General features: G+C 61.2%; 24 protein-coding genes. All 24 read left to right on the top strand.

From position 1 onward, the window contains the following. The first annotated feature begins 49 nt into the window (after positions 1 to 49). Complete coding sequence (fliD, locus tag EGJ27_RS12170) at positions 50 to 1,471, top strand: flagellar filament capping protein FliD (RefSeq protein WP_125830991.1); 1,422 nt, start codon at positions 50 to 52, stop codon at positions 1,469 to 1,471. A gap of 116 nt (positions 1,472 to 1,587) precedes the next feature. After that, positions 1,588 to 1,974, top strand: coding sequence for a flagellar export chaperone FliS (gene fliS, locus EGJ27_RS12165; RefSeq protein WP_125830990.1), 387 nt, complete (start codon positions 1,588 to 1,590; stop codon positions 1,972 to 1,974). 25 nt (positions 1,975 to 1,999) lie between these two features. Then, entirely contained in the window at positions 2,000 to 2,296 is a 297-nt protein-coding gene (gene fliT / locus EGJ27_RS12160) for a flagellar protein FliT (protein WP_125830989.1), read from the top strand. A gap of 188 nt (positions 2,297 to 2,484) precedes the next feature. Continuing rightward, positions 2,485 to 3,960, top strand: coding sequence for a transcriptional regulator FleQ (gene fleQ / locus EGJ27_RS12155; protein ID WP_125830988.1), 1,476 nt, complete (start codon positions 2,485 to 2,487; stop codon positions 3,958 to 3,960). Between the two features lie 122 nt (positions 3,961 to 4,082). Further along, positions 4,083 to 5,297: a PAS domain-containing sensor histidine kinase gene (locus EGJ27_RS12150; protein ID WP_125830987.1), complete on the top strand. Its 1,215-nt coding sequence runs from the start codon at positions 4,083 to 4,085 to the stop codon at positions 5,295 to 5,297. Beyond that, a complete protein-coding gene (locus EGJ27_RS12145; RefSeq protein ID WP_125830986.1) occupies positions 5,297 to 6,700 on the top strand; it encodes a sigma-54 dependent transcriptional regulator in 1,404 nt (467 codons plus the stop codon). Before EGJ27_RS12150 ends, EGJ27_RS12145 begins: the two co-directional genes overlap by 1 nt. Before the next feature lie 251 nt (positions 6,701 to 6,951). Continuing rightward, positions 6,952 to 7,281: a flagellar hook-basal body complex protein FliE gene (gene fliE, locus EGJ27_RS12140; protein WP_177523006.1), complete on the top strand. Its 330-nt coding sequence runs from the start codon at positions 6,952 to 6,954 to the stop codon at positions 7,279 to 7,281. 15 nt (positions 7,282 to 7,296) lie between these two features. Then, a complete protein-coding gene (gene fliF, locus EGJ27_RS12135) occupies positions 7,297 to 9,090 on the top strand; it encodes a flagellar basal-body MS-ring/collar protein FliF (RefSeq protein ID WP_125830984.1) in 1,794 nt (597 codons plus the stop codon). After that, on the top strand, positions 9,083 to 10,099 hold the full coding sequence (fliG, locus tag EGJ27_RS12130) for a flagellar motor switch protein FliG (RefSeq protein ID WP_125830983.1): 1,017 nt from the start codon (positions 9,083 to 9,085) through the stop codon (positions 10,097 to 10,099). The genes fliF and fliG overlap by 8 nt, the downstream gene beginning before the upstream one ends. Positions 10,100 to 10,114: 15 nt before the next feature. Continuing rightward, positions 10,115 to 10,939, top strand: coding sequence for a flagellar assembly protein FliH (gene fliH, locus EGJ27_RS12125; protein ID WP_125830982.1), 825 nt, complete (start codon positions 10,115 to 10,117; stop codon positions 10,937 to 10,939). Then, the gene (gene fliI / locus EGJ27_RS12120) at positions 10,929 to 12,287 is read left to right on the top strand and encodes a flagellar protein export ATPase FliI (protein ID WP_125830981.1); all 1,359 of its coding nucleotides are present in this window, start codon (positions 10,929 to 10,931) and stop codon (positions 12,285 to 12,287) included. The genes fliH and fliI overlap by 11 nt, the downstream gene beginning before the upstream one ends. A 6-nt stretch (positions 12,288 to 12,293) precedes the next feature. Continuing rightward, positions 12,294 to 12,743 carry a flagellar export protein FliJ gene (fliJ, locus tag EGJ27_RS12115; RefSeq protein WP_125830980.1) on the top strand — a complete coding sequence of 150 codons (450 nt, stop codon included), beginning with the start codon at positions 12,294 to 12,296 and terminating at the stop codon, positions 12,741 to 12,743. 77 nt (positions 12,744 to 12,820) lie between these two features. Beyond that, on the top strand, positions 12,821 to 13,123 hold the full coding sequence (locus tag EGJ27_RS12110; RefSeq protein ID WP_125830979.1) for an STAS domain-containing protein: 303 nt from the start codon (positions 12,821 to 12,823) through the stop codon (positions 13,121 to 13,123). A gap of 4 nt (positions 13,124 to 13,127) precedes the next feature. Next, the gene (locus tag EGJ27_RS12105; RefSeq protein ID WP_125830978.1) at positions 13,128 to 14,834 is read left to right on the top strand and encodes a SpoIIE family protein phosphatase; all 1,707 of its coding nucleotides are present in this window, start codon (positions 13,128 to 13,130) and stop codon (positions 14,832 to 14,834) included. 32 nt (positions 14,835 to 14,866) lie between these two features. Continuing rightward, the gene (locus EGJ27_RS12100) at positions 14,867 to 15,229 is read left to right on the top strand and encodes an Hpt domain-containing protein (RefSeq protein ID WP_125830977.1); all 363 of its coding nucleotides are present in this window, start codon (positions 14,867 to 14,869) and stop codon (positions 15,227 to 15,229) included. 129 nt (positions 15,230 to 15,358) lie between these two features. Further along, on the top strand, positions 15,359 to 16,735 hold the full coding sequence (locus tag EGJ27_RS12095; protein WP_125830976.1) for a flagellar hook-length control protein FliK: 1,377 nt from the start codon (positions 15,359 to 15,361) through the stop codon (positions 16,733 to 16,735). Between the two features lie 151 nt (positions 16,736 to 16,886). Further along, a complete protein-coding gene (gene fliL, locus EGJ27_RS12090; RefSeq protein ID WP_125830975.1) occupies positions 16,887 to 17,387 on the top strand; it encodes a flagellar basal body-associated protein FliL in 501 nt (166 codons plus the stop codon). Between the two features lie 9 nt (positions 17,388 to 17,396). Next, on the top strand, positions 17,397 to 18,365 hold the full coding sequence (gene fliM, locus EGJ27_RS12085) for a flagellar motor switch protein FliM (protein ID WP_125830974.1): 969 nt from the start codon (positions 17,397 to 17,399) through the stop codon (positions 18,363 to 18,365). 61 nt (positions 18,366 to 18,426) lie between these two features. Beyond that, positions 18,427 to 18,885 carry a flagellar motor switch protein FliN gene (gene fliN, locus EGJ27_RS12080; protein WP_125830973.1) on the top strand — a complete coding sequence of 153 codons (459 nt, stop codon included), beginning with the start codon at positions 18,427 to 18,429 and terminating at the stop codon, positions 18,883 to 18,885. Continuing rightward, positions 18,886 to 19,353 (top strand): flagellar biosynthetic protein FliO, encoded by a 468-nt coding sequence (gene fliO, locus EGJ27_RS12075; RefSeq protein WP_371920851.1) that lies wholly within the window; start codon positions 18,886 to 18,888, stop codon positions 19,351 to 19,353. After that, positions 19,353 to 20,105, top strand: a complete 753-nt coding sequence (gene fliP, locus EGJ27_RS12070) for a flagellar type III secretion system pore protein FliP (RefSeq protein ID WP_125830972.1) — start codon at positions 19,353 to 19,355, stop codon at positions 20,103 to 20,105. Before fliO ends, fliP begins: the two co-directional genes overlap by 1 nt. A gap of 25 nt (positions 20,106 to 20,130) precedes the next feature. Further along, positions 20,131 to 20,400 (top strand): flagellar biosynthesis protein FliQ, encoded by a 270-nt coding sequence (fliQ, locus tag EGJ27_RS12065; protein WP_125830971.1) that lies wholly within the window; start codon positions 20,131 to 20,133, stop codon positions 20,398 to 20,400. Positions 20,401 to 20,406: 6 nt separating this feature from the next. Next, positions 20,407 to 21,192, top strand: a complete 786-nt coding sequence (gene fliR, locus EGJ27_RS12060; protein ID WP_125830970.1) for a flagellar biosynthetic protein FliR — start codon at positions 20,407 to 20,409, stop codon at positions 21,190 to 21,192. 1 nt (position 21,193) lies between these two features. Beyond that, positions 21,194 to 22,333, top strand: a complete 1,140-nt coding sequence (gene flhB, locus EGJ27_RS12055; protein ID WP_125830969.1) for a flagellar biosynthesis protein FlhB — start codon at positions 21,194 to 21,196, stop codon at positions 22,331 to 22,333. Positions 22,334 to 23,255: the final 922 nt, after the last annotated feature.

Below are 23,255 nucleotides of genomic sequence, written 5' to 3'. Positions count from 1 at the left end.
TCCTTGAAAGGGTCAAAAGACCGACGGCAGTCCTGAAAGGAGATGCATCATGGCAAGTCCAATTACGACCTCGACCGGTTTGGGGTCGGGCCTGGAAATCGGCACGATCGTCGAAGCGCTCGTTTCTGCAGAAAAAACACCCAAGCAAAACCAGATTACCAAGTCGACCACGGCCAACACGGCTTCGTTGTCGGCTGTCAGCCAGCTCAAAAGCGCGCTGGCCACGTTCAAGACCACGCTGGATACCCTCAACAGCACCACCACGCCCGCGTTTCTCGGCTTCGCTGCAACGTCGTCCAATGAGTCGGCGGTCAAGGCTACGGCTACCAACTCCGCGGTCAACGGTACCTATTCCATCAAGGTCGTCAACCTGGCAACCGCCTCGAAGGTGGCCACAGCCGCGATCGACACAGCAACGGCAAGTGCTATTCCGAGTGGTGAGCTGACCATCAGTCAAAATGGCATTAACCACAAGGTCACCATAGCCGACGGTTCCACCCTCCAGCAGGTGCGGGACAAGGTCAACTCCGATCTGCAAGGCAAAGGCATTACCGCCAACATCATCACTGACCAGAGCGGCTCGCGCCTGGTGTTCAGTTCCACGACCACCGGCGCAGGTAGCGATATCTCGGTCAAGGGCAGTGGCTCGATCGGCACCTTGCTGGATATCGATGGGACCACCCGGATGACCGCGGGCGATGCGACCTCGGCGGGGGCGATCAAGGACCTGGCGACCGATGCGACCATCGAAATCGATGGCCTGACCGTCACCAGCAAGTCGAACAAGATCGATAGCGCGATTTCCGGTCTGACCATGGAGCTGCTCCCGGCCGCAGTGAACACCACGTCCACTGTTACCGTAGCCACCAACACCGAGGGCTTGCAGAAGTCCCTGCAGTCCTTCGTCGATGCGTTCAACACGCTGGTGACACTGACCAAATCCCTGACTTCCGCTACCCAGCAGACGGACGGCACGTACAAGAACGCCGCCATGACGGGCGACTCGATGCCGCGCGCGCTCCTGGCGTCGATCCGTAACGAGATCGCGACCGCGACATCGACCAGTGGCTTGGGCAGCCTGTCGCAGCTGGGCATCATGACCAGCCAGACCGACGGCAAGCTGACGCTCAACAGCACCACGTTCACCACCGCGCTCAACGACAAGAAACTGGGCAGCCAGATTCAGACGTTGTTCACCGGTGACAATGGTCTGTTGGCCCGCGTCGGCAAGGCCATCGAACCCTACACCAAAAGCGATGGCGTCCTGGCGCAACGGACCACCAGCCTGAACAAAACCACTACGCGTCTTGCCGCGGACCAGGAAGCGCTGGATCGGCGGATTGAAACCCTGACGACCACGCTGACCAAGAAATACAACGCCATGGACCTGGTGGTGGCGCAGCTCAAGGCCACCGCATCGAGCGTGACCTCGATCTTCGAAGCCATGAACGCTCAGAAAAATGCTTCGTAATTGAAGCAGGTGCCAAGAACCCGACTCCGTGTCGGGTTTTTGCTTTGGGTCTAAAGTTTTTTGACTCCACGTCGATAGCGTGGGTATACGAATCTGGAGTGGCTACGAGGTCCCCTATGAATCCGATGTTAGCGTTGCGTCAGTATCAGAAGATTGGCTCCCAGGCCCAGACGTCCGAAGCCAGCCCCCACCGTCTGGTTCAGATGTTGATGGAAGGCGGCCTGGACCGCATTGCCCAGGCCAAGGGTGCCTTGGCGCGTGGTGACATCGCCAACAAAGGCGTATGCATCGGCAAGGCCATTGCCATCGTCGGCGGCCTGCGTGAAGGTCTGGACCTCGAAGACGCAACGCCTGCACTGCGCAACCAGGACAATCTTTATCACTACATGATGAAGCGCCTCGCCGAGGCCAATATCAAAAATGATCCTAAGATGCTCGACGAAGTTGCCGGTCTCTTGACTACGGTCAAGGAAGGCTGGGATGCGATTGGCGCGCTGCAATAGTTTGCTGTATTGAGGAGGTCACACCATGAGTGCTGCGCTCAAGCGTATCGAAGAAACCCGTGAAGCCCTGGTCGGAGCATTGGCCGAGCGCGACTGGGAGGCCATCGGCAAACTTGATCTGGCGTGCCGGGAATGCGTCGAGGCGGTCGTCAGCGAAGCGCCGGCGGACGAGCCGGGCCTGCGCAGCAATCTGGAAGAGCTGCTCGGGGTCTACAGACAACTCATTGACGTTGCGAGTGGCGAGCGTCAAGCCATTGTCGACGAAATGACTCAGTTGCAGAACGCAAAAAACGCATCTAAGGTTTATCATCTTTTTGGCTAGCTTTTATTTGTCGTTTTAATTATCTTTTGATTGTCCGACAAAATGTTCGTCATTAATTTGACTGTGTGCGTTTTTTTGACTTAACTAGTGTTGTTTACTATTTTCTGGCATTTCCAGCCTTACAGTGGCTGAAACGTCAAGCTGCCCCTACTAGCGGGCATTGAGTTGACTAGGGAAGTTGCTATTGCATGTGGCGTGAAATCAAGATTCTGCTAATCGATGACGATAGCCAGCGCCGCCGGGATCTGGCGGTCATCCTTAATTTTCTAGGCGAAGAGAATCTGTCCTGCTCAAGCCAGGACTGGCAGCAGGTTGTAGGTTCTCTGGCATCCACTCGCGACGTGCTCTGCGTGCTGGTGGGCGCTGTCAATGCGCCGGGCAGTCTGCAAGGGCTCCTTAAGACAGTGGCGGCATGGGATGAGTTCCTTCCCGTATTGCTGATGGGTGAAAATTCTTCCCTGGACATGCCCGAAGACCTGCGTCGCCGGGTGCTGTCCTCGCTGGAAATGCCGCCCAGCTACAGCAAGCTGCTCGACTCACTGCACCGTGCCCAGGTCTATCGCGAGATGTACGATCAGGCGCGTGAGCGCGGTCGTCATCGTGAACCGAACCTGTTTCGCAGCCTGGTCGGCACCAGCCGCGCCATCCAGCATGTGCGGCAGATGATGCAGCAGGTGGCCGACACCGACGCCAGCGTGTTGATCCTGGGTGAATCCGGGACCGGCAAGGAAGTGGTCGCCCGCAACCTTCATTACCATTCCAAGCGCCGCGACGCGCCGTTCGTGCCGGTCAACTGTGGCGCGATTCCGGCCGAGCTGCTGGAAAGCGAATTGTTCGGCCACGAGAAGGGCGCCTTTACCGGCGCCATCACCAGCCGTGCCGGACGATTCGAGCTGGCCAACGGCGGTACGTTGTTTTTGGATGAAATCGGCGACATGCCGTTGCCCATGCAGGTCAAGCTGTTGCGCGTGCTTCAGGAGCGTACGTTCGAGCGGGTCGGCAGCAACAAGACCCAAAGCATCGATGTACGCATCATCGCGGCCACGCACAAGAATCTCGAGAACATGATCGAGATCGGCAGCTTCCGCGAAGACCTGTACTACCGTCTCAACGTGTTCCCGATCGAAATGGCGCCGCTGCGCGAAAGGGTCGAGGATATTCCGCTGCTGATGAACGAACTGATCTCGCGCATGGAGCACGAGAAGCGCGGTTCGATCCGTTTCAACTCGGCGGCGATCATGTCGCTCTGCCGGCATGGCTGGCCGGGCAACGTTCGTGAGCTGGCCAATCTGGTCGAGCGCATGGCGATCATGCATCCCTACGGGGTGATCGGCGTCGCCGAGCTGCCGAAGAAGTTTCGCTACGTCGATGACGAAGACGAGCAGATGGTCGACAGCCTGCGCAGCGACCTCGAAGAGCGGGTTGCCATCAACGGCAACACGCCGAACTTCGCCACCGGCGCGGTGCTGCCGCCTGAAGGCCTGGACCTCAAGGACTACCTTGGCGGTCTGGAACAGGGGCTAATCCAGCAGGCGCTGGACGACGCCAATGGGATCGTGGCCAGGGCCGCGGAGCGACTGCGAATCCGGCGCACCACGCTGGTCGAGAAGATGCGCAAGTACGGCATGAGTCGCCGCGATGGCGATGATCAGGCAGATGATTGACGCCTTTTCTGACGGTCAAAAATTAAACCTCTGATTTATCAGAGGTTTTTTTTCGGCATGAGGATTGCAAAGTCTCTTTCAACACACCGTTTACTGACGGTTCGCCATGCGAGAGATGATCAATGTCCAATGCCGCCCAGTTGTCTTCAGACGTATTCAGCCCAGCGCCATCTTCCTTTGAGCTTGAAAGTCGCAACGGCCTTGAACAGGCGTTTTCGCTGTTCAACCAGATGTCGTCCCAGTTGACCGATTCCTACGGACTGCTGGAAGCGCGGGTGGCCGAACTCAAGGGCGAACTGGCCCAGGCTGGTGTCGAACGCATGCAGGAACTGGCGGAAAAAGAGCGCCTGGCCAACCGTCTGCAGAACCTGCTGGATCTATTGCCCGGCGGCGTCATCGTGATCGACGGCATGGGCGTGGTACGCGAGGCGAACCCGGCGGCCATCGATCTGCTGGGCCAACCGTTGCTCGGCATGTTGTGGCGCCACGTCATCAGCCGTTGCTTCGCACCCCGCAAGGACGACGGCCACGAAGTCTCGCTCAAGGACGGTCGTCGGTTGTCCATCGCCACCCGTTCCCTGGACGCCGAGCCAGGCCAGCTGGTGTTGCTCAACGACCTGACTGAAACCCGTCGCCTGCAGGAGCAGTTGGCGCGCCATGAGCGCCTGTCTTCTCTGGGCCGGATGGTCGCGTCCCTGGCGCATCAGATTCGCACGCCGCTGTCGGCGGCGATGATCTACGCCAGCCATTTGACCGAACAGGCACTGCCGGTGGAAACCCAGCAACGCTTTGCCGGACGTCTCAAGGAACGCTTGCACGAGCTGGAACATCAGGTGCGCGACATGCTGGTATTCGCTCGCGGCGAGCTGCCGCTGACCGACCGCGTCAGTGCAGGTGCATTGTTCCAGGCCTTGCAGCAATCGGCGCAGACCCATCTGCAGGATGTCGCGGTGCGTTGGCAATGCGACAGCGTCGACGGCGAAGTGCTGTGCAACCGGGACACGCTGATCGGCGCGTTGCTGAACCTGGTCGAAAACGCCGTGCAGGCCAGCGCCGGTCGTACCCGATTGAAGATTCACGCGTACCGGCGCGGCGATGAGTTGCGCCTGTGCATCAGCGACAACGGCAGCGGTATGGACCAGGCTGCGCTGGCGCGTATCGGCGAACCCTTCTTCACCACCAAGACCACCGGCACCGGGCTGGGCCTGGCGGTGGTCAGCGCCGTGAGCCGCGCCCATCAGGGCCGCGTGCATTACCGCTCGCGGGTCGGCCGGGGCACCTGTGCGACGGTCAGCCTGCCGTTGATTCCCGCTGCCACTTCAGTGAGTAACCACTGATGTCGATCAAGGTGCTGCTGGTCGAAGACGACCGCTCTCTGCGCGAGGCGCTGGGCGAAACCCTGGAGCTGGCCGGTCATGGTTTCCACGCGGTGGGGTGTGCCGAAGAAGCATTGCTCGCGGCCGAACGCGAGCCGTTCAGCCTGGTGGTCAGCGATGTGAACATGCCGGGCATGGACGGCCATCAGTTATTGGCGCTGTTGCGCAGCCGCTTCCCGCAGCTGCCGGTGCTGTTGATGACCGCCCACGGCGCGGTCGAGCGGGCAGTGGATGCGATGCGTCAGGGTGCGGCGGATTATCTGGTCAAACCCTTCGAGCCCAGTGCCTTGCTGGCCCTGGTCGCCCGCCATGCCCTCGGGCGCCTCGGGCCGGTTGAAAGCGACGGGCCGATTGCCGTCGAGCCGGCCAGCCTGCAATTGCTGAACCTGGCCAGTCGCGTGGCTCAGAGCGATTCCACCGTGCTGATTTCCGGGGAGTCGGGCACCGGTAAAGAAGTTCTGGCGCGCTACATTCATCAAAAATCGCCACGTGCCGATAAGCCTTTCATAGCGATCAACTGCGCGGCGATTCCGGACAACATGCTGGAAGCCACGCTGTTCGGCCATGAAAAAGGCTCGTTCACAGGCGCCATCGCGGCCCAGGCGGGCAAATTCGAACAGGCGGACGGCGGGACCATCCTGCTGGACGAGATTTCCGAAATGCCCATGGGCTTGCAGGCCAAGTTGTTGCGGGTCCTGCAGGAGCGGGAAGTGGAGCGAGTCGGCGCGCGTCGGCCGATCAGCCTGGATATTCGTGTGCTGGCGACCACCAACCGTGATCTGGCAGGAGAAGTGGCGGCGGGGCGTTTTCGTGAGGATCTGTACTATCGGCTGTCGGTATTTCCGCTGGCATGGCAGGCGTTGCGTCAAAGGACTGCCGATATCCTGCCGCTTGCCGAGCGGCTGTTGGCCAAGCACGTCAAAAAAATGAAGCACGCGCCAGTCCGTCTGTCGGCGCAGGCTCAGGCCTGTCTGGTGGGCTACTCGTGGCCAGGTAACGTGCGCGAACTGGATAACGCCGTGCAGCGGGCGCTGATCCTGCAGCAGGGCGGGGTGATCGAGGCCGAGGATTTCTGCCTGGCCGGCCCCATCGGCGGCATGCCCGCGGCGGTGGCGCCGAGCGTGCCTGCGTTGGTCGTAGCCGAGCCGGCAGTACCGGGCGCGGTGGCCGAATCCGCCGGCGCATTGGGCGATGACCTGCGCCGTCGCGAGTTTCAAATGATCATCGACACCCTGCGCAGCGAGCGCGGGCGTCGCAAGGAGGCCGCCGAGCGCCTGGGCATCAGCCCACGGACCTTGCGGTACAAGCTGGCCCAGATGCGCGACGCCGGAATGGACGTCGAGGGCTATTTATTTGCCACCTGAGCGGCCTGAATCGATGGGCGGTCCGGTTTTGTTTGTTCAGCTGTATTACAAGTGAGGCATCGCGTCGCAGGGTCGGCGCGCTGCCCGCACCTTTGATTGCCTGGCCTGCAGGCACTGATTTAGCGGCAAGGATGCAACCTGACGTCACCTGCGGCAAAAGCTTGCCGCATAGCTGGCACTCTTGTTGCTATGTCTTGTGTATCCGCTGAATCAGTGTCAAAAATTTGCGGGCCTTACGAGAGAAAATGTCCATGAGCCAAGGTGTTGAATTTAATCGCTTGATGTTGGATATGCGGGCCATGCAGATGGATGCCATGGCTGCGCCCAAGCCCGCCTCCGGTCCTGCGGAAGTCGGCGCCAGCAGTTTTGCCGATCTTCTGGGTCAGGCCGTCAACAAGGTGGCTGACACCCAGCAGGCGTCCAGCCAGTTGGCCGGTGCCTTCGAGATGGGCAAAAGCGGCGTGGATCTGACCGACGTCATGATCTCGTCGCAGAAAGCCAGCGTCTCGTTTCAAGCCTTGACCCAGGTTCGCAACAAACTGGTCCAGGCTTATCAAGACATCATGCAGATGCCGGTTTAAAGGACGTACTGAGTCATGGCCGAAGCTACAGCCGATCCGGTTCCTGCACGCGCGGGCACTCCCGACAAAAAACCATTGTTTGGTCTGGCGTTTCTGGAAAACCTTTCCGAAATGACCATGCTGCGTCAGGTTGGCCTCATGGTCGGTCTGGCCGCCAGCGTGGCCATCGGCTTTGCCGTGGTCCTTTGGTCGCAACAGCCCGATTACCGGCCGCTGTACGGCAGCCTTGCGGGTATGGACAGCAAGCAGATCATGGACACCCTGACTGCCGCGAACATTTCCTACAACGTCGAACCCAACTCCGGCGCGCTGCTGGTAAAGGCCGACGACGTGCAACGTGCGCGCATCCAGCTGGCCCAGGCTGGCGTGGTGCAGAACGATGCCAACATCGGTTTTGAAATCCTCGACAAGGATCAGGGTCTGGGTACCAGCCAGTTCATGGAAGCCACGCGCTACCGCCGTGGTCTGGAAGGCGAACTGGCGCGTACCATTTCCTCCTTGAACAACGTCAAGGCGGCCCGCGTGCACCTGGCGATTCCAAAGAGTTCGGTGTTCGTTCGTGACGACCGCAAGCCCAGCGCTTCGGTATTGGTGGAACTGTATGCCGGTCGTTCGCTGGAGCCGAGCCAGGTGATCGCGATCACCAACCTGGTGGCCACCAGCGTGCCTGAGCTGAGCAAATCGCAGATCACTGTCGTCGACCAGAAGGGCAACCTGCTGTCGGACCTGGGTGAGAACTCTGAGCTGACCATGGCCGGCAAGCAGTTCGATTACAGCCGCCGCATGGAAGGCATGCTGACCCAGCGTGTGCAGAACATCCTGCAACCCATTCTCGGCACCGACCGCTACAAGGCCGAAGTCTCGGCGGTGGTGGACTTCAGTGCCGTCGAGTCGACCGCCGAAAGCTTCAACCCTGACCAGCCTGCCTTGCGCAGCGAGCAATCGGTCAACGAACAACGCTCCAGCAGTCTTGGCCCGCAAGGTGTTCCAGGCGCCCTGAGCAATCAGCCGCCCGGTCCTGCGACTGCGCCGCAAACCACCGGCGGTGCCGCCGGTGCGGCTGCGGCTGCCATCGCGCCTGGCCAGCCGCTGCTCGATGCCAATGGTCAGCAGATCATGGACCCGGCCACCGGCCAACCGGCCCTGGCGCCGTACCCGGCCGACAAGCGGGTGCAGTCGACCAAGAACTTCGAGCTGGACCGTTCCATCAGCCACACCAAACAACAGCAAGGCCGTCTGACCCGTCTGTCGGTCGCGGTGGTGGTCGACGACATGGTGAAAACCGATGCGGCCACCGGCGACGTGACCCGTGCGCCGTGGAGCGCTACCGATCTGGCTCGCTTCACGCGGCTGGTTCAGGATGCCGTCGGTTTCGACGCCAGCCGTGGCGACAGCGTCAGCGTGATCAACGTGCCGTTCTCCAGCGAACGCGCCGAAACGCTGCCCGAGATTCCGTTCTACTCGCAGCCCTGGTTCTGGGACATCGTCAAGCAGGCCGTGGGTGTGATCTTCATCCTGATTCTGGTGTTCGGTGTACTGCGTCCGGTGTTGAACAACATCACCAGCGGCAAGAGCAAGGAACTGGCCGGTTTCGGTGACGACGGTCTGGGCGGCATGGGTGGCATGGGTGGCGGCATGGACGGTGAACTGTCCAACGACCGCGTCAGCCTGGGCGGCCCGCAAAGCATCCTGCTGCCTAGCCCGACCGAGGGTTATGACGCACAGTTGAACGCAATCAAGAGCTTGGTGGCCGAAGACCCGGGTCGTGTGGCCCAGGTTGTAAAAGAGTGGATTAACACTGATGAATGATCGAGCCGTCGTAGCCAAACTGACCAAGGTCGAAAAGGCAGCGGTCCTGCTGCTGTCGCTGGGTGAAACCGACGCAGCCCAGGTGCTGCGGCACATGGGCCCCAAGGAAGTCCAGAAAGTGGGCGTGGCCATGGCTCAGATGCGCAATGTGCATCGTGAGCAGGTTGAAGAAGTCATGAGCGAGTTCGTCGACATCGTCGGCGACCAGACCAGCCTTGGCGTCGGATCCGATGGCTACATCCGCAAGATGCTTACCCAGGCACTGGGCGAAGACAAGGCCAACGGCCTGATCGACCGCATCCTGCTGGGTGGCAACACCAGCGGCCTGGACAGCCTCAAGTGGATGGAGCCGCGCGCCGTGGCGGACGTGATCCGTTTCGAGCACCCGCAGATCCAGGCCATCGTGGTGGCTTATCTGGACGCGGACCAGGCCGGTGAAGTGTTGGGCCATTTCGACCACAAGGTGCGTCTGGATATCATCCTGCGCGTCTCGTCGCTCAACACCGTGCAGCCGGCGGCCCTCAAGGAACTGAACCAGATTCTCGAGAAGCAGTTCTCCGGTAACGCCAACACCTCGCGTACCACCCTGGGTGGTATCAAGCGTGCGGCGGATATCATGAACTTCCTCGACAGCTCCATCGAAGGCGCGCTCATGGATTCGATCCGCGAGGTCGACGAAGACCTGTCGACGCAGATCGAAGACCTCATGTTCGTCTTCAACAACCTCTCCGACGTGGACGACCGCGGCATCCAGGCGCTGTTGCGCGAAGTGTCTTCGGACGTGCTGGTGCTGGCGCTCAAGGGGTCGGACGAGGCGATCAAGGAAAAGATTTTCAAGAACATGTCCAAGCGTGCCGCCGAACTGTTGCGCGACGACCTGGAAGCCAAGGGTCCGGTGCGTGTCAGCGACGTGGAAACCGCACAGAAAGAAATCCTCACCATTGCGCGTCGTATGGCCGAGGCCGGCGAGATCGTGCTCGGTGGCAAAGGTGGCGAGGAAATGATCTAAGGATTGGCCCGACTGATGTCCAGCTCCAGCAAAGAACCGCAAAGCGACCTGATAAGGTCCGAAGACATCCGTGGGTTCGACACCTGGGCGCTGCCCAGTTTCGATCCGCAGCGCGAGCCTGAACCGGAGCCTGAACCGGAGCCGGTGGACGAGCCGGCCGAAATGGAAGAAGTTCCGCTGGAGGAGGTCCAGCCGCTGACCCTGGAGGAGCTGGAAAGCATCCGCCAGGAAGCCTGGAACGAGGGCTTTGCCACCGGTGAGAAGGAAGGTTTCCACAGCACTCAGCTCAAGGTCCGCCAGGAAGCGGAAGTTGCGCTGGCGGCCAAGGTCGCCAGCCTGGAGCAACTGATGCAGCACCTGCTGGACCCGATTGCCAGGCAGGACACCCAGATCGAGAAGATGGTGGTTCATCTGGTCGAGCACATCGCTCGCCAAGTGATCCAGCGCGAGCTGCAGACCGATTCGGCCCAGATCGCCACGGTGCTGCGCGATGCGCTCAAGCTGCTGCCGATGGGTGCCAACAACCTGCGTATCTTCATCAATCCTCAGGATTTCGTGCTGGTCAAGGCCATGCGCGAGCGTTACGAGGAAAACTGGAAGATCGTCGAGGACGACGAACTGCTGCCGGGCGGCTGCCGGATCGAAACCGAACACAGCCGCATCGACGCCAGCGTCGAGACGCGCCTGTCGCTGGCCATCGCCAAAATGTACGACCAGATGCACGATCAACTCGTGCATCCGGCGGCGCCTGACGTGAGCGTGGAGATCGACGGTGGCTCGGCAGCCGCCGAGGCCGCGCCGGTAACGAAAACCGCTTTGGATGATCCCGATGCGCCTTGATCGCACCAGTCTGGCCAAGCGCCTGGGCACTTACGCCGAATCCATTCGACTGCCCGCGCAGCCGGTAGTGGAAGGCCGCCTGCTGCGCATGGTCGGCCTGACCCTCGAAGCCGAGGGGCTGCGCGCCGCCATGGGCAGCCGTTGTGTGGTGATCAACGACGACAGCCACCATCCGGTGGAAGTCGAGGCTGAGGTCATGGGCTTTTCCGGCGGCAAGGTGTTCCTGATGCCGGTCGGCAGCGTGGCCGGCATCGCGCCGGGCGCCCGGGTCGTGCCGTTGGCCGACACCGGCCGCTTGCCCATGGGCATGAGCATGCTCGGCCGGGTGCTCGACGGCGCCGGTCGCCCGTTGGACGGTCGTCCGCCGATCAAGGCCGATGACTGGGTGCCCATGGATGGCCCGACCATCAACCCCCTCAAGCGTGACCCCATCAGCCAGCCGCTGGATGTGGGGATTCGCTGCATCAACGGTCTGTTGACGGTCGGTCGCGGCCAGCGCCTGGGCCTGTTCGCCGGTACCGGCGTGGGCAAGAGTGTGCTGCTGGGCATGATGACCCGCTTCACCGAAGCGGACATCATCGTGGTCGGCCTGATCGGCGAGCGGGGTCGCGAGGTGAAGGAATTCATCGAGCACATCCTCGGCGAGGAAGGGATCAAGCGAGCAGTGGTGGTGGCGTCGCCTGCGGATGACGCGCCCTTGATGCGTCTGCGGGCCGCCATGTACTGCACGCGCATCGCCGAATATTTTCGCGACCAGGGCAAGAACGTTTTGCTGCTGATGGATTCGCTGACCCGTTTCGCCCAGGCCCAGCGGGAAATCGCCCTGGCCATCGGCGAGCCGCCCGCCACCAAAGGCTATCCGCCATCCGTGTTCGCTCGCCTGCCCAAGCTGGTGGAGCGCGCCGGCAATGCCGAGGCCGGCGGCGGTTCGATCACCGCGTTCTACACCGTGTTGTCCGAAGGCGACGACCAGCAGGACCCGATTGCCGACTCGGCGCGGGGCGTGCTCGACGGACACATCGTGCTGTCCCGGCGACTGGCCGAGGAGGGGCATTACCCGGCCATCGACATCGAAGCGTCGATCAGTCGGGTCATGCCGGCGGTGGTCACGCCTGAGCACATGGCCCGCGCCCAGCATTTCAAGCAATTGTGGTCCCGCTATCAGCAGACCCGCGACCTGATCAGTGTCGGCGCCTACGTGGCCGGTGGCGATCGGGAAACCGACATGGCCATTGCGCTGCAACCGGTGCTGGTGCGCTACCAGCGCCAGGGGCTGCGCGACAACGAGAGCATGCAGGCCAGCGGCGAGCAGTTGGCGGCCGTGTTCAGTCCGGCCCCCGGCGGCTGATAAACCATGGCTCAAAGTCGAGCGGCGCGTCTGGCGCCGGTGGTCGAAATGGCCGAGGCGGCCGAGCGCAGTGCGGCGCAGCGTCTCGGGTATTTCCAGGGGCAGGTCAACCTGGCCCTCAACAAGCTCCAGGAGCTGGACCAGTTTCGCCACGATTACCAGCAACAGTGGCTTTCCAAAGGCAGCACCGGCGTTTCCGGGCAATGGATGATGGGCTATCAACGCTTCCTCAGTCAGCTCGATACTGCCGTTGCGCAACAGAACAAAAGCCTGGAGTGGCACAAGTCCAATCTGGAAACGGCCCGTACCGCCTGGCAACAGTGTTACGCACGGGTTGAAGGGCTGCGCAAGCTGGTCCAGCGCTACATCGACGAAGCCCGTCGTCTCGAAGACAAGCGTGAACAGAAGCTGCTGGACGAACTGTCCCAGCGTCTGCCGCGCCACGAGCCGGACTGATCGACAATCACATCGCCGAATTCGCAAACACCCTCTAAACTCCGGGTGTCTCGGTGATGGAACATTCAGGGATTTCTATGACAGTCACTTCCGAGCTTTCCTCTGATCGTCAGCAGTTGACGATTTTCATCGAGGGCCGATTCGATTTCGGCGCCCACCAGGATTTCCGCGCCGCCTATCAGGACCGGCCGGGAAACCTCAACTATGTCGTCGATCTGCGCGGCACCCAGTACCTCGACAGCTCGGCGCTGGGCATGCTGCTGTTGCTGCGCGACCATGCCGGTGGTGATTCGGCCCGTGTCCGATTGATCAACTGCACACCCGACGTCATCAAGATCCTGACCATTTCCAATTTTTCGAAGCTGTTCCAATTGGGCTGAGCCTTTGCAAAACCTCATCAAAGGCTTGTGCATCCTGATTGCCGAAGACAGCCCAAGCGACCGGTTGCTGCTGTCGACCATCATCGGCCGCCAGGGCCACCGCGTCCTGAGTGCCGCCACCGGCATCGAGGCAGTGGCGATTTTCGAGGCCGAGCGTCCGCAATTGATCCTGATGGACGCCATGATGCCGATCATGGACGGCTTCGAAGCCGCGCGGCGAATCAAGAAGCTGGCCGGCGAGGCGTTGGTGCCGATCATTTTCCTCACCTCGCTTACCGAGGGCGAGGCGTTGGCCTACTGCCTGGAAGCGGGCGGCGATGACTTCATCTCCAAACCCTACAACCCGGTGGTGCTGGCGGCCAAAATCAATGCGATGAACCGCCTGCGGCTGTTGAACGAGACGGTGCTGCAGCAGCGCGATCAGATCGCCCGCCACCACGAGTACCTGCTGCACGAGCAGCAGGTTGCCAAGGCGGTATTCGATCAGGTCGCACATTCGGGTTGCCTGAACGCGTCAAATATCCGTTACCTGCAATCTCCCTACGCGTTGTTCAATGGCGATCTTATGCTGGCCGCCTATACCCCGGCCGGACAGATGCACGTATTGCTCGGCGACTTCACCGGCCATGGCCTGCCGGCGGCGGTAGGCGCCATGCCCCTGGCGGAAGTGTTCTACGGCATGACCGCCAAGGGCCACGGGATGGCGCAGATCCTGCGCGAGATGAATGCCAAGCTCAAACGCATCCTGCCGGTGGATATGTTCTGCTGTGCGACCTTGCTGTGCGTCAATGTCGCCCAGCAGCAGGTCGAGGTATGGAGCGGCGGACTGCCGGAAGGCTATCTGCTGCGCGGTCACGGCGGCGAGTTCACGCCGCTGGCGTCCAGGCACCTGCCGCTTGGGGTGCTCAGTGTCGAAGCCTTCGATACCCGCACCGAGGTTCATCCTTTGGCGCCCGGCGACCGGATCTTTCTGTTGTCCGACGGCGTACTGGACACCAGCAACAGTCGCGACGAGATGTTCGGCGTCCAGCGCCTGCACCAGGTGCTGGCCGCCAATCGCCAGCCTGAATGGCTGATTCAGGAAATTCTTCAGGCTTTGAATGACTTCGGTGGCAAGGCCCGGGATGACGTCAGCATGCTGGAGATCACTGCCGACGAAGCCGCGATGCCGGTGCCGCCGCCGTTGATCTATTCCGACAGCGGCGCGTCCAGCCCACTGGACTGGTCTGCCAGCTTCGAATTTCGTGCCTCGACGCTCAAGCGTTTCAATCCACTGCCGTATGTCGTGCAGTTGCTGCTTGAAGTACACGGCCTGCGCGCGCAGACCAGCGCCTTGCATAGCGTGCTGACCGAGCTGTACAGCAATGCCCTGGAACACGGGGTGCTGGCGCTCGATTCAGCGCTCAAACATGATGCCGCCGGATTTGCCAGCTACTATGAGCAACGAGCTGCACGCCTGGCGACGCTGGACAGCGGCTTCATCCGCCTGCATGTCGGCGTCCAGCCCACGGCGCAGGGCGGCCGGCTGACGATCAGCATCGAAGACAGCGGCCAGGGTTTCGATGCGCGCAAGGTCCTGGATACACCGCCCGCGCTCGACAGCCTGTACGGGCGAGGCATCAGGCTGGTTTGCGAGCTGGGCCAGCAGGCGCGCTGGACCACCGACGGCAGGACCGCCAGCGTGGAGTTTTCATGGAACGGGGTGGCATAATCGGCCCGGAATCTTGGTCAAGGAGCGAACAAGTGTCGAGTCATCTGGATAGCAGTGTTTTGATTACCTTGCAGGACGTCATGGAAGAGGAATATCCGACGCTGCTTGACGTATTCCTCAAGGATTCCGAGCAGCGTGTGGCGCAGTTGCGCCAGTGCCTGAACGGCCCCGCGCCCGATCTCCAGGCGCTCAGCCTGGACGCCCACAGTTTCAAAGGCAGCAGCGGCAACATGGGCGCGCTGCAGCTCTCCGACTTATGCCGACAGCTTGAAGAACAGGCGCGCCGCGGTCAGCGCGAAGGCCTGGAGTTGCTTGTCGATCAGATCAGCAGCGAATATTTGACGGTGCGCCGGCTGTTCGACGCCGAGCGCCAGTTATTCAGCGAACAGTCCTGACGTTTTCAGGAGTCAATGCCGGCCCTCTCGCCAGCAGGCGGCGATCCGTCTTGCTGGCGAAGACTGAACTGAACGTTGGCCCGCATCTTGCTGGTATCCAGGCAATCAGCTGCTCATGCGGAGTTTCACATGGCCCTTGCCACCAACGTCCTTCTTCAGGCCAATACCACTGCGGCGTCCAAGTCCAGTGCGGCCAATAATCCGATCAAGTCAGCCGACACCAGCAAGGACGGCGCTTCCAGCTTCTCGAACGTCTATGAGAAACAGGCCAGGGACAAGGTTGCCACCCATAACGACGCGCCTGTCAAACCCGCGCGGGACAAGGCCGCGCCGGAGAAAGACAAGCCGGTGGCCGGCAAGGACAAGACCGACAACGACCCGTCGGCTGCCGGTCCCGAGTCGACCGTTGCCGATAGCGGCAAGGGCTTGCCTGCCGAGTCAGCCGGTTCCGCCACCGATCAGCAGGCTGGCGAAGATCAGACTGGCGCTGACGGCAGCGTTGACCCGGCGCTGCTCGGTGCACTGAACGCCGACGGCCTTGACCCCGCGTTGCAGGCTCTGGCGGCCCAGGCCGCACCGGCGGTACCGGCTGCCGCCGCTGCCCAGGCCGACGACAATCCGGCCCTTGCGCTGCTGGCGACCACGCCCGCCACCGCCGTGGCCGAAGAAGCGTTCGACCCCGATGCCGACCCGCTCAAGGATCTGCCTGCCGTGCAGCTGGCTCTGGAAAGTGCCAACGCCAAGACGCATTTCACCCCCCACAATAATCAGCCCGCCAACAATGTGCCGGTCGATCCCGAAGCCGATCCCGGTCAGAACCTCGCCAATAACCTGGCGGCCCTGACCCAGCAGCAGGCATCCGATGAAAGCAGCACTGAAAGCAGTGACAAGTCGTTCTCCGGTCTGCTCGGTGAGGGTCTCAAGGATGTGAGCAGCGCGGCGGGCGATACCCGTGTGGACAACTTCGCCGAGCGTCTGGCGGCGTTGAGTCAGGCGGCGCAGCCGGCCAGGACCGCAACACCGACGGCGCCACTGTTGAGTCAGCCTTTGGCCATGCACCAGAGTGGCTGGAGCGAAGGCATCGTCGAGCGGGTGATGTACCTGTCGAGCCAGAACCTCAAGTCAGCGGAAATCAAACTTGAGCCTGCCGAACTGGGTCGTCTGGACATCCGCGTCAATATGGCGCCGGACCAGCAGACTCAGGTGACGTTCATGAGTGCTCACCTGGGCGTGCGCGATGCCCTGGAAAGCCAGATGGCTCGCCTGCGTGAATCGTTCACCCAACAGGGTCTGGGCCAGGTGGATGTCAACGTGTCCGACCAGTCCCAGCAGCAGGCGCAACAGCAGGCTCAGGAACAGGCCAGCCGGGCACAACGCGGTGGCCGCAGTTCAGGTGCGTCAGGCAGTGACAGTGGCGACGACAGCGCCATCGCCGATGCCGCCGCACCGGTCAGCCAGCCGGCTGCCCGGGTGATCGGCACCAGCGAAATCGATTACTACGCGTAACGCATCGTTGCCCTGTAGGAGCGCGCTTGTCGTAGGAAGCGCGCCTTACAGTCATCCGATCCTTTCATCACCGCTCGCCAACTCTGGCATAACACTTGCTCAACACCTGTCATGTATTGAACATCCCCCTCAATAGTGACGGATTATTGGCATGGCGAAGAGCGAAGAACCCAAAGACCCCGCGTCCAAAGGAAAACTAAAGATCATCATCGTCGCGGTGGTAGCCTTGCTACTGGCGGTGGGTCTGTCCGTGGGTGCGACCTGGTTCATCATGCACAAGCCCGAAAGTGCCCCGGACCCGGCGGCGGCCGCTGCTGCGGCGAACGTCAAGCCGGTGGCAGTGTTCGAACCTTTGACCCCGGCGTTCGTGGTCAACTTCAATGCCAACGGTCGCCAGCGTTACATGCAGGTCAGCATCACCATGCTGTCGCGCAATGCCGCCGACATGGAAGCGCTCAAGGCGCACATGCCGGTGATCCGCAACAATCTGGTCATGCTGTTCGCCGGGATTCCCTTCGAATCCCTGGCATCGCCGGTCGGCCAGGAAATGCTGCGCCAGAAAGCGACCGCCAGTATCCAGGAAGTGGCCCAGAAAGAACTCGGCAAGACTGTGATCGAGCAGTTGCTGTTCACTAACTTCGTATTGCAGTAGGACTTCGACATGGCCGTGCAAGACCTCCTGTCACAGGACGAAATCGACGCGCTGTTGCATGGTGTTGACGATGGTATGGTCCAGACTGAAAGCCCCGGCGAACCCGGCAGCATCAAAAGTTACGACCTGACCAGCCAGGACCGGATCGTCCGCGGGCGCATGCCGACCCTGGAAATGATCAACGAGCGTTTCGCGCGGTATACCCGCATCAGCATGTTCAACCTGCTGCGCCGCTCGGCGGACGTGGCGGTGGGTGGCGTGCAGGTCATGAAGTTTGGTGAGTACGTGCATTCGTTGTACGTCCCGACCAGCCTCAACCTGGCCAAGATCAAGCCGCTGCGCGGCACGGCGTTGTTCATTCTCGATGCCAAGCTGGTGTTCAAGCTGGTGGATAACTTTTTTGGCGGTGACGGCCGGCATGCCAAGATCGAGGGTCGTGAATTCACGCCCACCGAACTGCGCGTCGTGCGCATGGTGCTGGACCAGGCGTTCATCGACCTGAAAGAGGCCTGGCAGGCGATCATGGAAGTGAACTTCGAGTACATCAACTCGGAAGTGAACCCGGCCATGGCCAACATCGTCGGCCCGAGCGAAGCGGTGGTCATCTCCACCTTCCACATCGAACTGGATGGTGGCGGCGGCGACCTGCACGTGACCATGCCGTATTCGATGATCGAACCGATCCGGGAAATGCTCGACGCCGGCTTCCAGTCGGACCTCGACGATCAGGACGAGCGCTGGATCAATGCGCTCAAGGAAGACGTGCTGGATGTCTCGGTGCCGTTGACCACGACCATCGCCCAGCGCCAGTTGCCGCTGCGCGACATCCTGCACATGCGTCCCGGCGATGTGATCCCGGTCGAACTGCCCGAATCGCTGGTCATGCGTGCCAACGGCGTGCCTTCTTTCAAGGTCAAGCTCGGCTCGCACAAGGGCAATCTTGCCCTGCAAGTAATCGAACCCATAGAACGGCGCTGACTCAAAAGGTCGGCACCGGACATTTTTGCGTAATTGAATCACTGCCCGCAGAGGACAACCGATGGCTGATGAAAATGAAATGACGTCTGCTGAAGATCAGGCGTTGGCCGACGAATGGGCTGCTGCCCTGGGCGAAGCCGGTGAAGGCGGCCAGGACGACATCGACGCGTTGCTGGCGGCCGATGAAGGTAACTCCAACCGTATGGCGATGGAAGAATTCGGCAGCGTGCCCAAGCCTGCCGGTGCGGTGAAGCTCGACGGTCCGAACCTGGATGTGATTCTGGATATTCCGGTGTCCATTTCCATGGAAGTGGGCAGCACCGATATCAACATCCGCAACCTGTTGCAGCTGAACCAGGGTTCGGTGATCGAGCTTGATCGCCTGGCCGGTGAGCCACTGGACGTGCTGGTCAACGGCACGCTGATTGCCCACGGCGAAGTGGTGGTGGTCAACGAGAAGTTCGGGATTCGTCTGACTGATGTGATCAGTCCGAGTGAACGTATCAAGAAGTTGCGCTAAGTGAAGCGGTTTCTGGCTGTTCTGTCGTTCTCGGCCGTCATGGCCGTCACGCCGACTCTGGTCCGGGCTGCCGAGCCTGTCGCGCAGGCGACGGCCGCGGCTGCGCCGCAGGTGGCCAACACCGCGGGCATGGGCATGGGCGGGCAACTGTTCCAGTTGTTGCTCGGCCTGCTGCTGGTCATCGGCCTGATTTTCGTGCTCGCCTGGGTAATGCGTCGCGTGCAACGGGTCGGTCCCAACAGCGGGCAGGTGATCGAGTTGATCAGCACCCGTGCGCTGGGCCCGCGTGACCGGCTGATGCTGGTTCAGGTAGGTAGCGAGCAGATCCTGCTGGGCATCACGCCGGGGCGCATCACGCCCTTGCATGTGCTCAAGGAGCCGGTGCAGGTGCCGGCCCGCGAATCGGTGACACCGGAATTCGCCCAGCACCTTATGAAACTGATGGGCAAGGATAAGGACAAGAAGTAATGGGCGCCTTGCGTTTCCTGATTGGCCTGCTGCTGCTGACCGCCGCACCGTACGTGTTCGCCGCCGATCCGTTGTCGATCCCGGCGATCACGCTGTCCAACAACCCCGACGGTCAGCAGGAATATTCGGTCAGCCTGCAGATCCTGCTGATCATGACGGCGCTGAGCTTTATTCCGGCATTCGTCATGCTCATGACCAGTTTCACGCGGATCATCATCGTGTTCTCGATCCTGCGCCAGGCCCTGGGCCTGCAGCAGACGCCGTCGAACCAGATCCTGACCGGCATGGCCCTGTTCCTGACCATGTTCATCATGGCGCCGGTGTTCGACCGGGTGAACCAGGACGCCTTGCAGCCCTATCTGGCCGAACAACTCAGTGCCCAGGACGCGGTCGCCAAGGCGCAAGTGCCGCTCAAGGATTTCATGCTGGCGCAGACCCGTACCAGCGATCTTGAGCTGTTCATGCGCCTGTCCAAACGCACCGACATCGCGACCCCGGACGCGGCACCGCTGACGATCCTGGTTCCGGCGTTCGTCATTTCCGAACTCAAGACAGCGTTCCAGATCGGTTTCATGATCTTCATTCCGTTTCTGATCATCGACATGGTGGTCGCCAGCGTGCTGATGGCCATGGGTATGATGATGCTGTCGCCGCTGATCATTTCCTTGCCGTTCAAAATCATGCTGTTCGTCCTGGTGGATGGCTGGGCGCTGATCGTCGGCACCCTGGCCGGCAGTTTTGGTGGTGTATGAGTCGTACTGACGAGAGGGCTGCGCAATGACGCCGGAAGTAGCGGTCGACCTGTTCCGCGAGGCGCTGTGGCTGACCACCGTGCTGGTTGCGATCCTGGTGGTACCCAGCCTGATCTGCGGTCTGATCGTGGCCATGTTCCAGGCCGCGACCCAGATCAACGAACAGACCTTGAGTTTCCTGCCGCGCCTGCTCGTCATGTTGTTGACGCTGATCGTGGTCGGCCCCTGGCTGCTGAAAATCTTCATGGAATACATCCTGTCGTTGTACGGCAGTATTCCGACGCTGATCGGCTAGGTTCGCATGCAGCCTTTGCTTGCGCTGACCGACACCCAGATCAGTACCTGGGTCGCCAGCTTCATGCTGCCGCTGTTTCGCATCGTCGCGATGCTGATGACCATGCCGATCTTCGGCACGACGTTGGTGCCGCGCCGTGTGCGCCTGTATTTCGCCGTGGCGATCACCGTGGTCGTCGCGCCGGTGCTGCCGGCCATGCCGCCGGTGGAGGCGCTGGACCTCAGTGCGCTGCTGCTGATCGGTGAGCAGATCATCATCGGCGCCGGCATGGGGCTTTGCCTGCAACTGTTCTTTCAGATATTCGTGGTGGCGGGGCAGATCATCGCGACCCAGATGGGCATGGGCTTCGCGTCCATGGTCGACCCTACCAACGGCGTCTCCTCGGCAGTCATTGGCCAGTTCTTCACCATGCTGGTCACATTGCTGTTCCTGTCCATGAACGGCCACCTGGTGGTGCTCGACATCCTTGTCGAAAGCTTCAACACGATGCCGGTGGGCGGTGGCCTGCTGGTCAACAATTTCTGGGAGCTGGCGACGGGCCTGGGCAAAGTGATGAGTTCCGGTTTGCGTCTGGTGTTGCCGGCGGTTACGGCGCTGCTGGTAATCAACATTGCCTTCGGCGTCATGACCCGCGCCGCGCCGCAGCTGAACATCTTTTCCATCGGCTTCCCGCTCACCCTGGTAATGGGCATGGTCATCCTCTGGATGTCCATGGCCGACATTCTCTATCAATACCAGCCGATGGCGACCGACGCCTTGCAGGCGCTGCGCGATCTGGTGAGGGCCCGCTGATATGGCCGAGAACGAGAATGGCCAGGACAAGACGGAAGACCCCACGGAGAAAAAGATCCGTGACTCCCGTGCCGAAGGCCAGATTGCCCGATCCAAAGAGTTGACCACTCTGGTGGTGATGCTGATGGGCGCCGGCGGTTTGCTGGTGTTCGGCAGCGGCATGGCGCAGATGATGCTTTCGCTGATGCGCGAGAACTTCACCATCAGCCGTGAAACCATCATGGACACCACGTTCATGGGCAAGATGCTGCTCAGCTCCGGGCAGCATGCGCTGATCGTGGTCCTGCCGTACCTGATCGCCATGCTGCTGGCGGCGTTGATCGGCCCGATTCTGCTGGGCGGCTGGTTGTTCGCCACCAAGTCGCTGATGCCCAAGTTCAGCCGAATGAACCCGGCGTCGGGCCTCAAACGCATGTTTTCGGCCAGTGCGCTGGTGGAGTTGCTCAAGTCCCTTGCCAAGTTTCTGATCATTCTTGTTGTGGCGCTGTTTGTACTGGCCAAGGAAAAGGACGACCTGGTCGCCATCGCCCATGAGCCGTTGGAGCAGGCGATCATTCACAGCCTGCTGGTGGTGGGCTGGAGCAGTTTCTGGATGGCCTGCGGGCTGTTTTTCGTTGCCGCGGCGGACGTGCCGTTCCAGCTGTACGAAGCGCACAAGAAGCTGTTGATGACCAAGCAGGAAGTGCGGGACGAGTACAAGAACAGCGAGGGCAGCCCCGAGGTCAAGCAGCGTATTCGTCAATTGCAGCGTGAGATGTCGCAGAGGCGGATGATGGCGTCGATTCCCGAAGCCGACGTGATCATCACCAACCCGACCCACTTCGCGGTGGCGATCAAGTACGACCCGGAGAAGGGCGGGGCACCCATGCTGATTGCCAAGGGTACCGACCTGATAGCGATGAAAATCCGCGAGATCGGTGCGCATCATCAGATTCTGATTCTGGAGTCGGCTGGGTTGGCGCGGTCGATTTACTACAGCACCGAGCTGGAACAGGAAATTCCGGCCGGGTTGTACCTGGCGGTGGCGCAGGTGCTGGCGTATGTGTACCAGATCCGTCAGTTCCACGCCGGCCGCGCGAAGCGGCCTGATCCGCTGGGGGATTTGCCGATTCCGACGGATTTGTGGCGAGACCCGGAGTGATAAGGGGCGTCATCCCGGTGGTTCCTGTATGTGCGGATGTACGGCTGACGCATCTTAGGTAGGAGATTCTATGGTTGTGATCCAGCCATAATCTGCCCTTTGGTTTGATATTCGCTCTGGCTCTTCAGCAGAGCGAACGCCACGCGGGCCAGCTTGCTGGCGAAGGCGGATGCTGGTGGTGTGGGCGTATCCGTTATCGGGTTGCCTGATTGTTTGGTTCCGGCCCTTACGGCCGGCCCCCTTTTGTTTCGGCAAAAGGGGGGAAAACCATTGCTCCTGGTTCCGGCCCCGCCTGTCGGCGGGGTTCCCTCGCTCCGGCATTGCTCCGGGGGCCGTGCTGCAAAGGGCCGTCCCGGCCCGCAGCACTCACTCGGCCTCCCTGCCTCGTTTCCCCCTGCGCAACGCCTCTACTCGGCCTCCACACGTCGCGTTCGGCGGTGACTGGACCATCGTGGTTTAAAAGCAAAAAGCAAAAAGCAAAAGGCCAAAGCTTTTGCTTTTGCTCTTCTCCACAAATCTCCCAGGCGCCGCCCATCGCGACTTGGGTGCAGGCCGAACGGAGGTGTCGCGGAATCGGGGAGCGAGGCAGGGAGGCCGAGCCAGCGCTGCGGGCCGGGACGGCCCTTTCAGCGCGGCCCGGTGGAGCGGCACCGCAGTGAGGGAACCCCGCTGGCAGGCGGGGCCAAACCAGGAGCAGTGGCTTTGGTTACTTTCCCCGAAAGGAAAGTGACCCGGCCGTAAGGGCCGGAACCAAACGATCAGGCAACCTGACAATGAATATGCCGCTAAACCGTAAGGTCGCCTTCACCAGCAAGCCGGCTCCTGCCGCAACGGCAGAAACGCCAACCATTGCGGCAGGGCGCAAGCCCTCTGTCACGGGTCTTCGTCCAGCCCTCGTCTTGCCTTAACAGCCGCAAACACG

Source organism: Pseudomonas sp. v388, from assembly GCF_003935425.1.
Lineage (GTDB): Bacteria > Pseudomonadota > Gammaproteobacteria > Pseudomonadales > Pseudomonadaceae > Aquipseudomonas.
Note: the sequence above shows the minus strand (reverse complement) of the source record. Positions and strands in the feature narration are given on the sequence as shown.

What these genes read in the sequence shown, in the direction of transcription:
- fliQ (WP_125830971.1), top strand. Translation starts at nt 20,131, where the DNA reads ATGACGCCGGAAGTAGCGGTCGACCTGTTCCGCGAGGCGCTGTGGCTG.
- EGJ27_RS12095 (WP_125830976.1), top strand. Translation starts at nt 15,359, where the DNA reads ATGGCCCTTGCCACCAACGTCCTTCTTCAGGCCAATACCACTGCGGCG.
- fliN (WP_125830973.1), top strand. Translation starts at nt 18,427, where the DNA reads ATGGCTGATGAAAATGAAATGACGTCTGCTGAAGATCAGGCGTTGGCC.
- fliH (WP_125830982.1), top strand. Translation starts at nt 10,115, where the DNA reads ATGTCCAGCTCCAGCAAAGAACCGCAAAGCGACCTGATAAGGTCCGAA.
- fliR (WP_125830970.1), top strand. Translation starts at nt 20,407, where the DNA reads ATGCAGCCTTTGCTTGCGCTGACCGACACCCAGATCAGTACCTGGGTC.
- fliG (WP_125830983.1), top strand. Translation starts at nt 9,083, where the DNA reads ATGAATGATCGAGCCGTCGTAGCCAAACTGACCAAGGTCGAAAAGGCA.
- fliF (WP_125830984.1), top strand. Translation starts at nt 7,297, where the DNA reads ATGGCCGAAGCTACAGCCGATCCGGTTCCTGCACGCGCGGGCACTCCC.
- EGJ27_RS12145 (WP_125830986.1), top strand. Translation starts at nt 5,297, where the DNA reads ATGTCGATCAAGGTGCTGCTGGTCGAAGACGACCGCTCTCTGCGCGAG.
- fliJ (WP_125830980.1), top strand. Translation starts at nt 12,294, where the DNA reads ATGGCTCAAAGTCGAGCGGCGCGTCTGGCGCCGGTGGTCGAAATGGCC.
- flhB (WP_125830969.1), top strand. Translation starts at nt 21,194, where the DNA reads ATGGCCGAGAACGAGAATGGCCAGGACAAGACGGAAGACCCCACGGAG.
- fliS (WP_125830990.1), top strand. Translation starts at nt 1,588, where the DNA reads ATGAATCCGATGTTAGCGTTGCGTCAGTATCAGAAGATTGGCTCCCAG.
- fliE (WP_177523006.1), top strand. Translation starts at nt 6,952, where the DNA reads ATGAGCCAAGGTGTTGAATTTAATCGCTTGATGTTGGATATGCGGGCC.
- fliL (WP_125830975.1), top strand. Translation starts at nt 16,887, where the DNA reads ATGGCGAAGAGCGAAGAACCCAAAGACCCCGCGTCCAAAGGAAAACTA.
- fliT (WP_125830989.1), top strand. Translation starts at nt 2,000, where the DNA reads ATGAGTGCTGCGCTCAAGCGTATCGAAGAAACCCGTGAAGCCCTGGTC.
- EGJ27_RS12150 (WP_125830987.1), top strand. Translation starts at nt 4,083, where the DNA reads ATGTCCAATGCCGCCCAGTTGTCTTCAGACGTATTCAGCCCAGCGCCA.
- fleQ (WP_125830988.1), top strand. Translation starts at nt 2,485, where the DNA reads ATGTGGCGTGAAATCAAGATTCTGCTAATCGATGACGATAGCCAGCGC.
- fliI (WP_125830981.1), top strand. Translation starts at nt 10,929, where the DNA reads ATGCGCCTTGATCGCACCAGTCTGGCCAAGCGCCTGGGCACTTACGCC.
- fliD (WP_125830991.1), top strand. Translation starts at nt 50, where the DNA reads ATGGCAAGTCCAATTACGACCTCGACCGGTTTGGGGTCGGGCCTGGAA.
- fliP (WP_125830972.1), top strand. Translation starts at nt 19,353, where the DNA reads ATGGGCGCCTTGCGTTTCCTGATTGGCCTGCTGCTGCTGACCGCCGCA.
- fliM (WP_125830974.1), top strand. Translation starts at nt 17,397, where the DNA reads ATGGCCGTGCAAGACCTCCTGTCACAGGACGAAATCGACGCGCTGTTG.
- EGJ27_RS12110 (WP_125830979.1), top strand. Translation starts at nt 12,821, where the DNA reads ATGACAGTCACTTCCGAGCTTTCCTCTGATCGTCAGCAGTTGACGATT.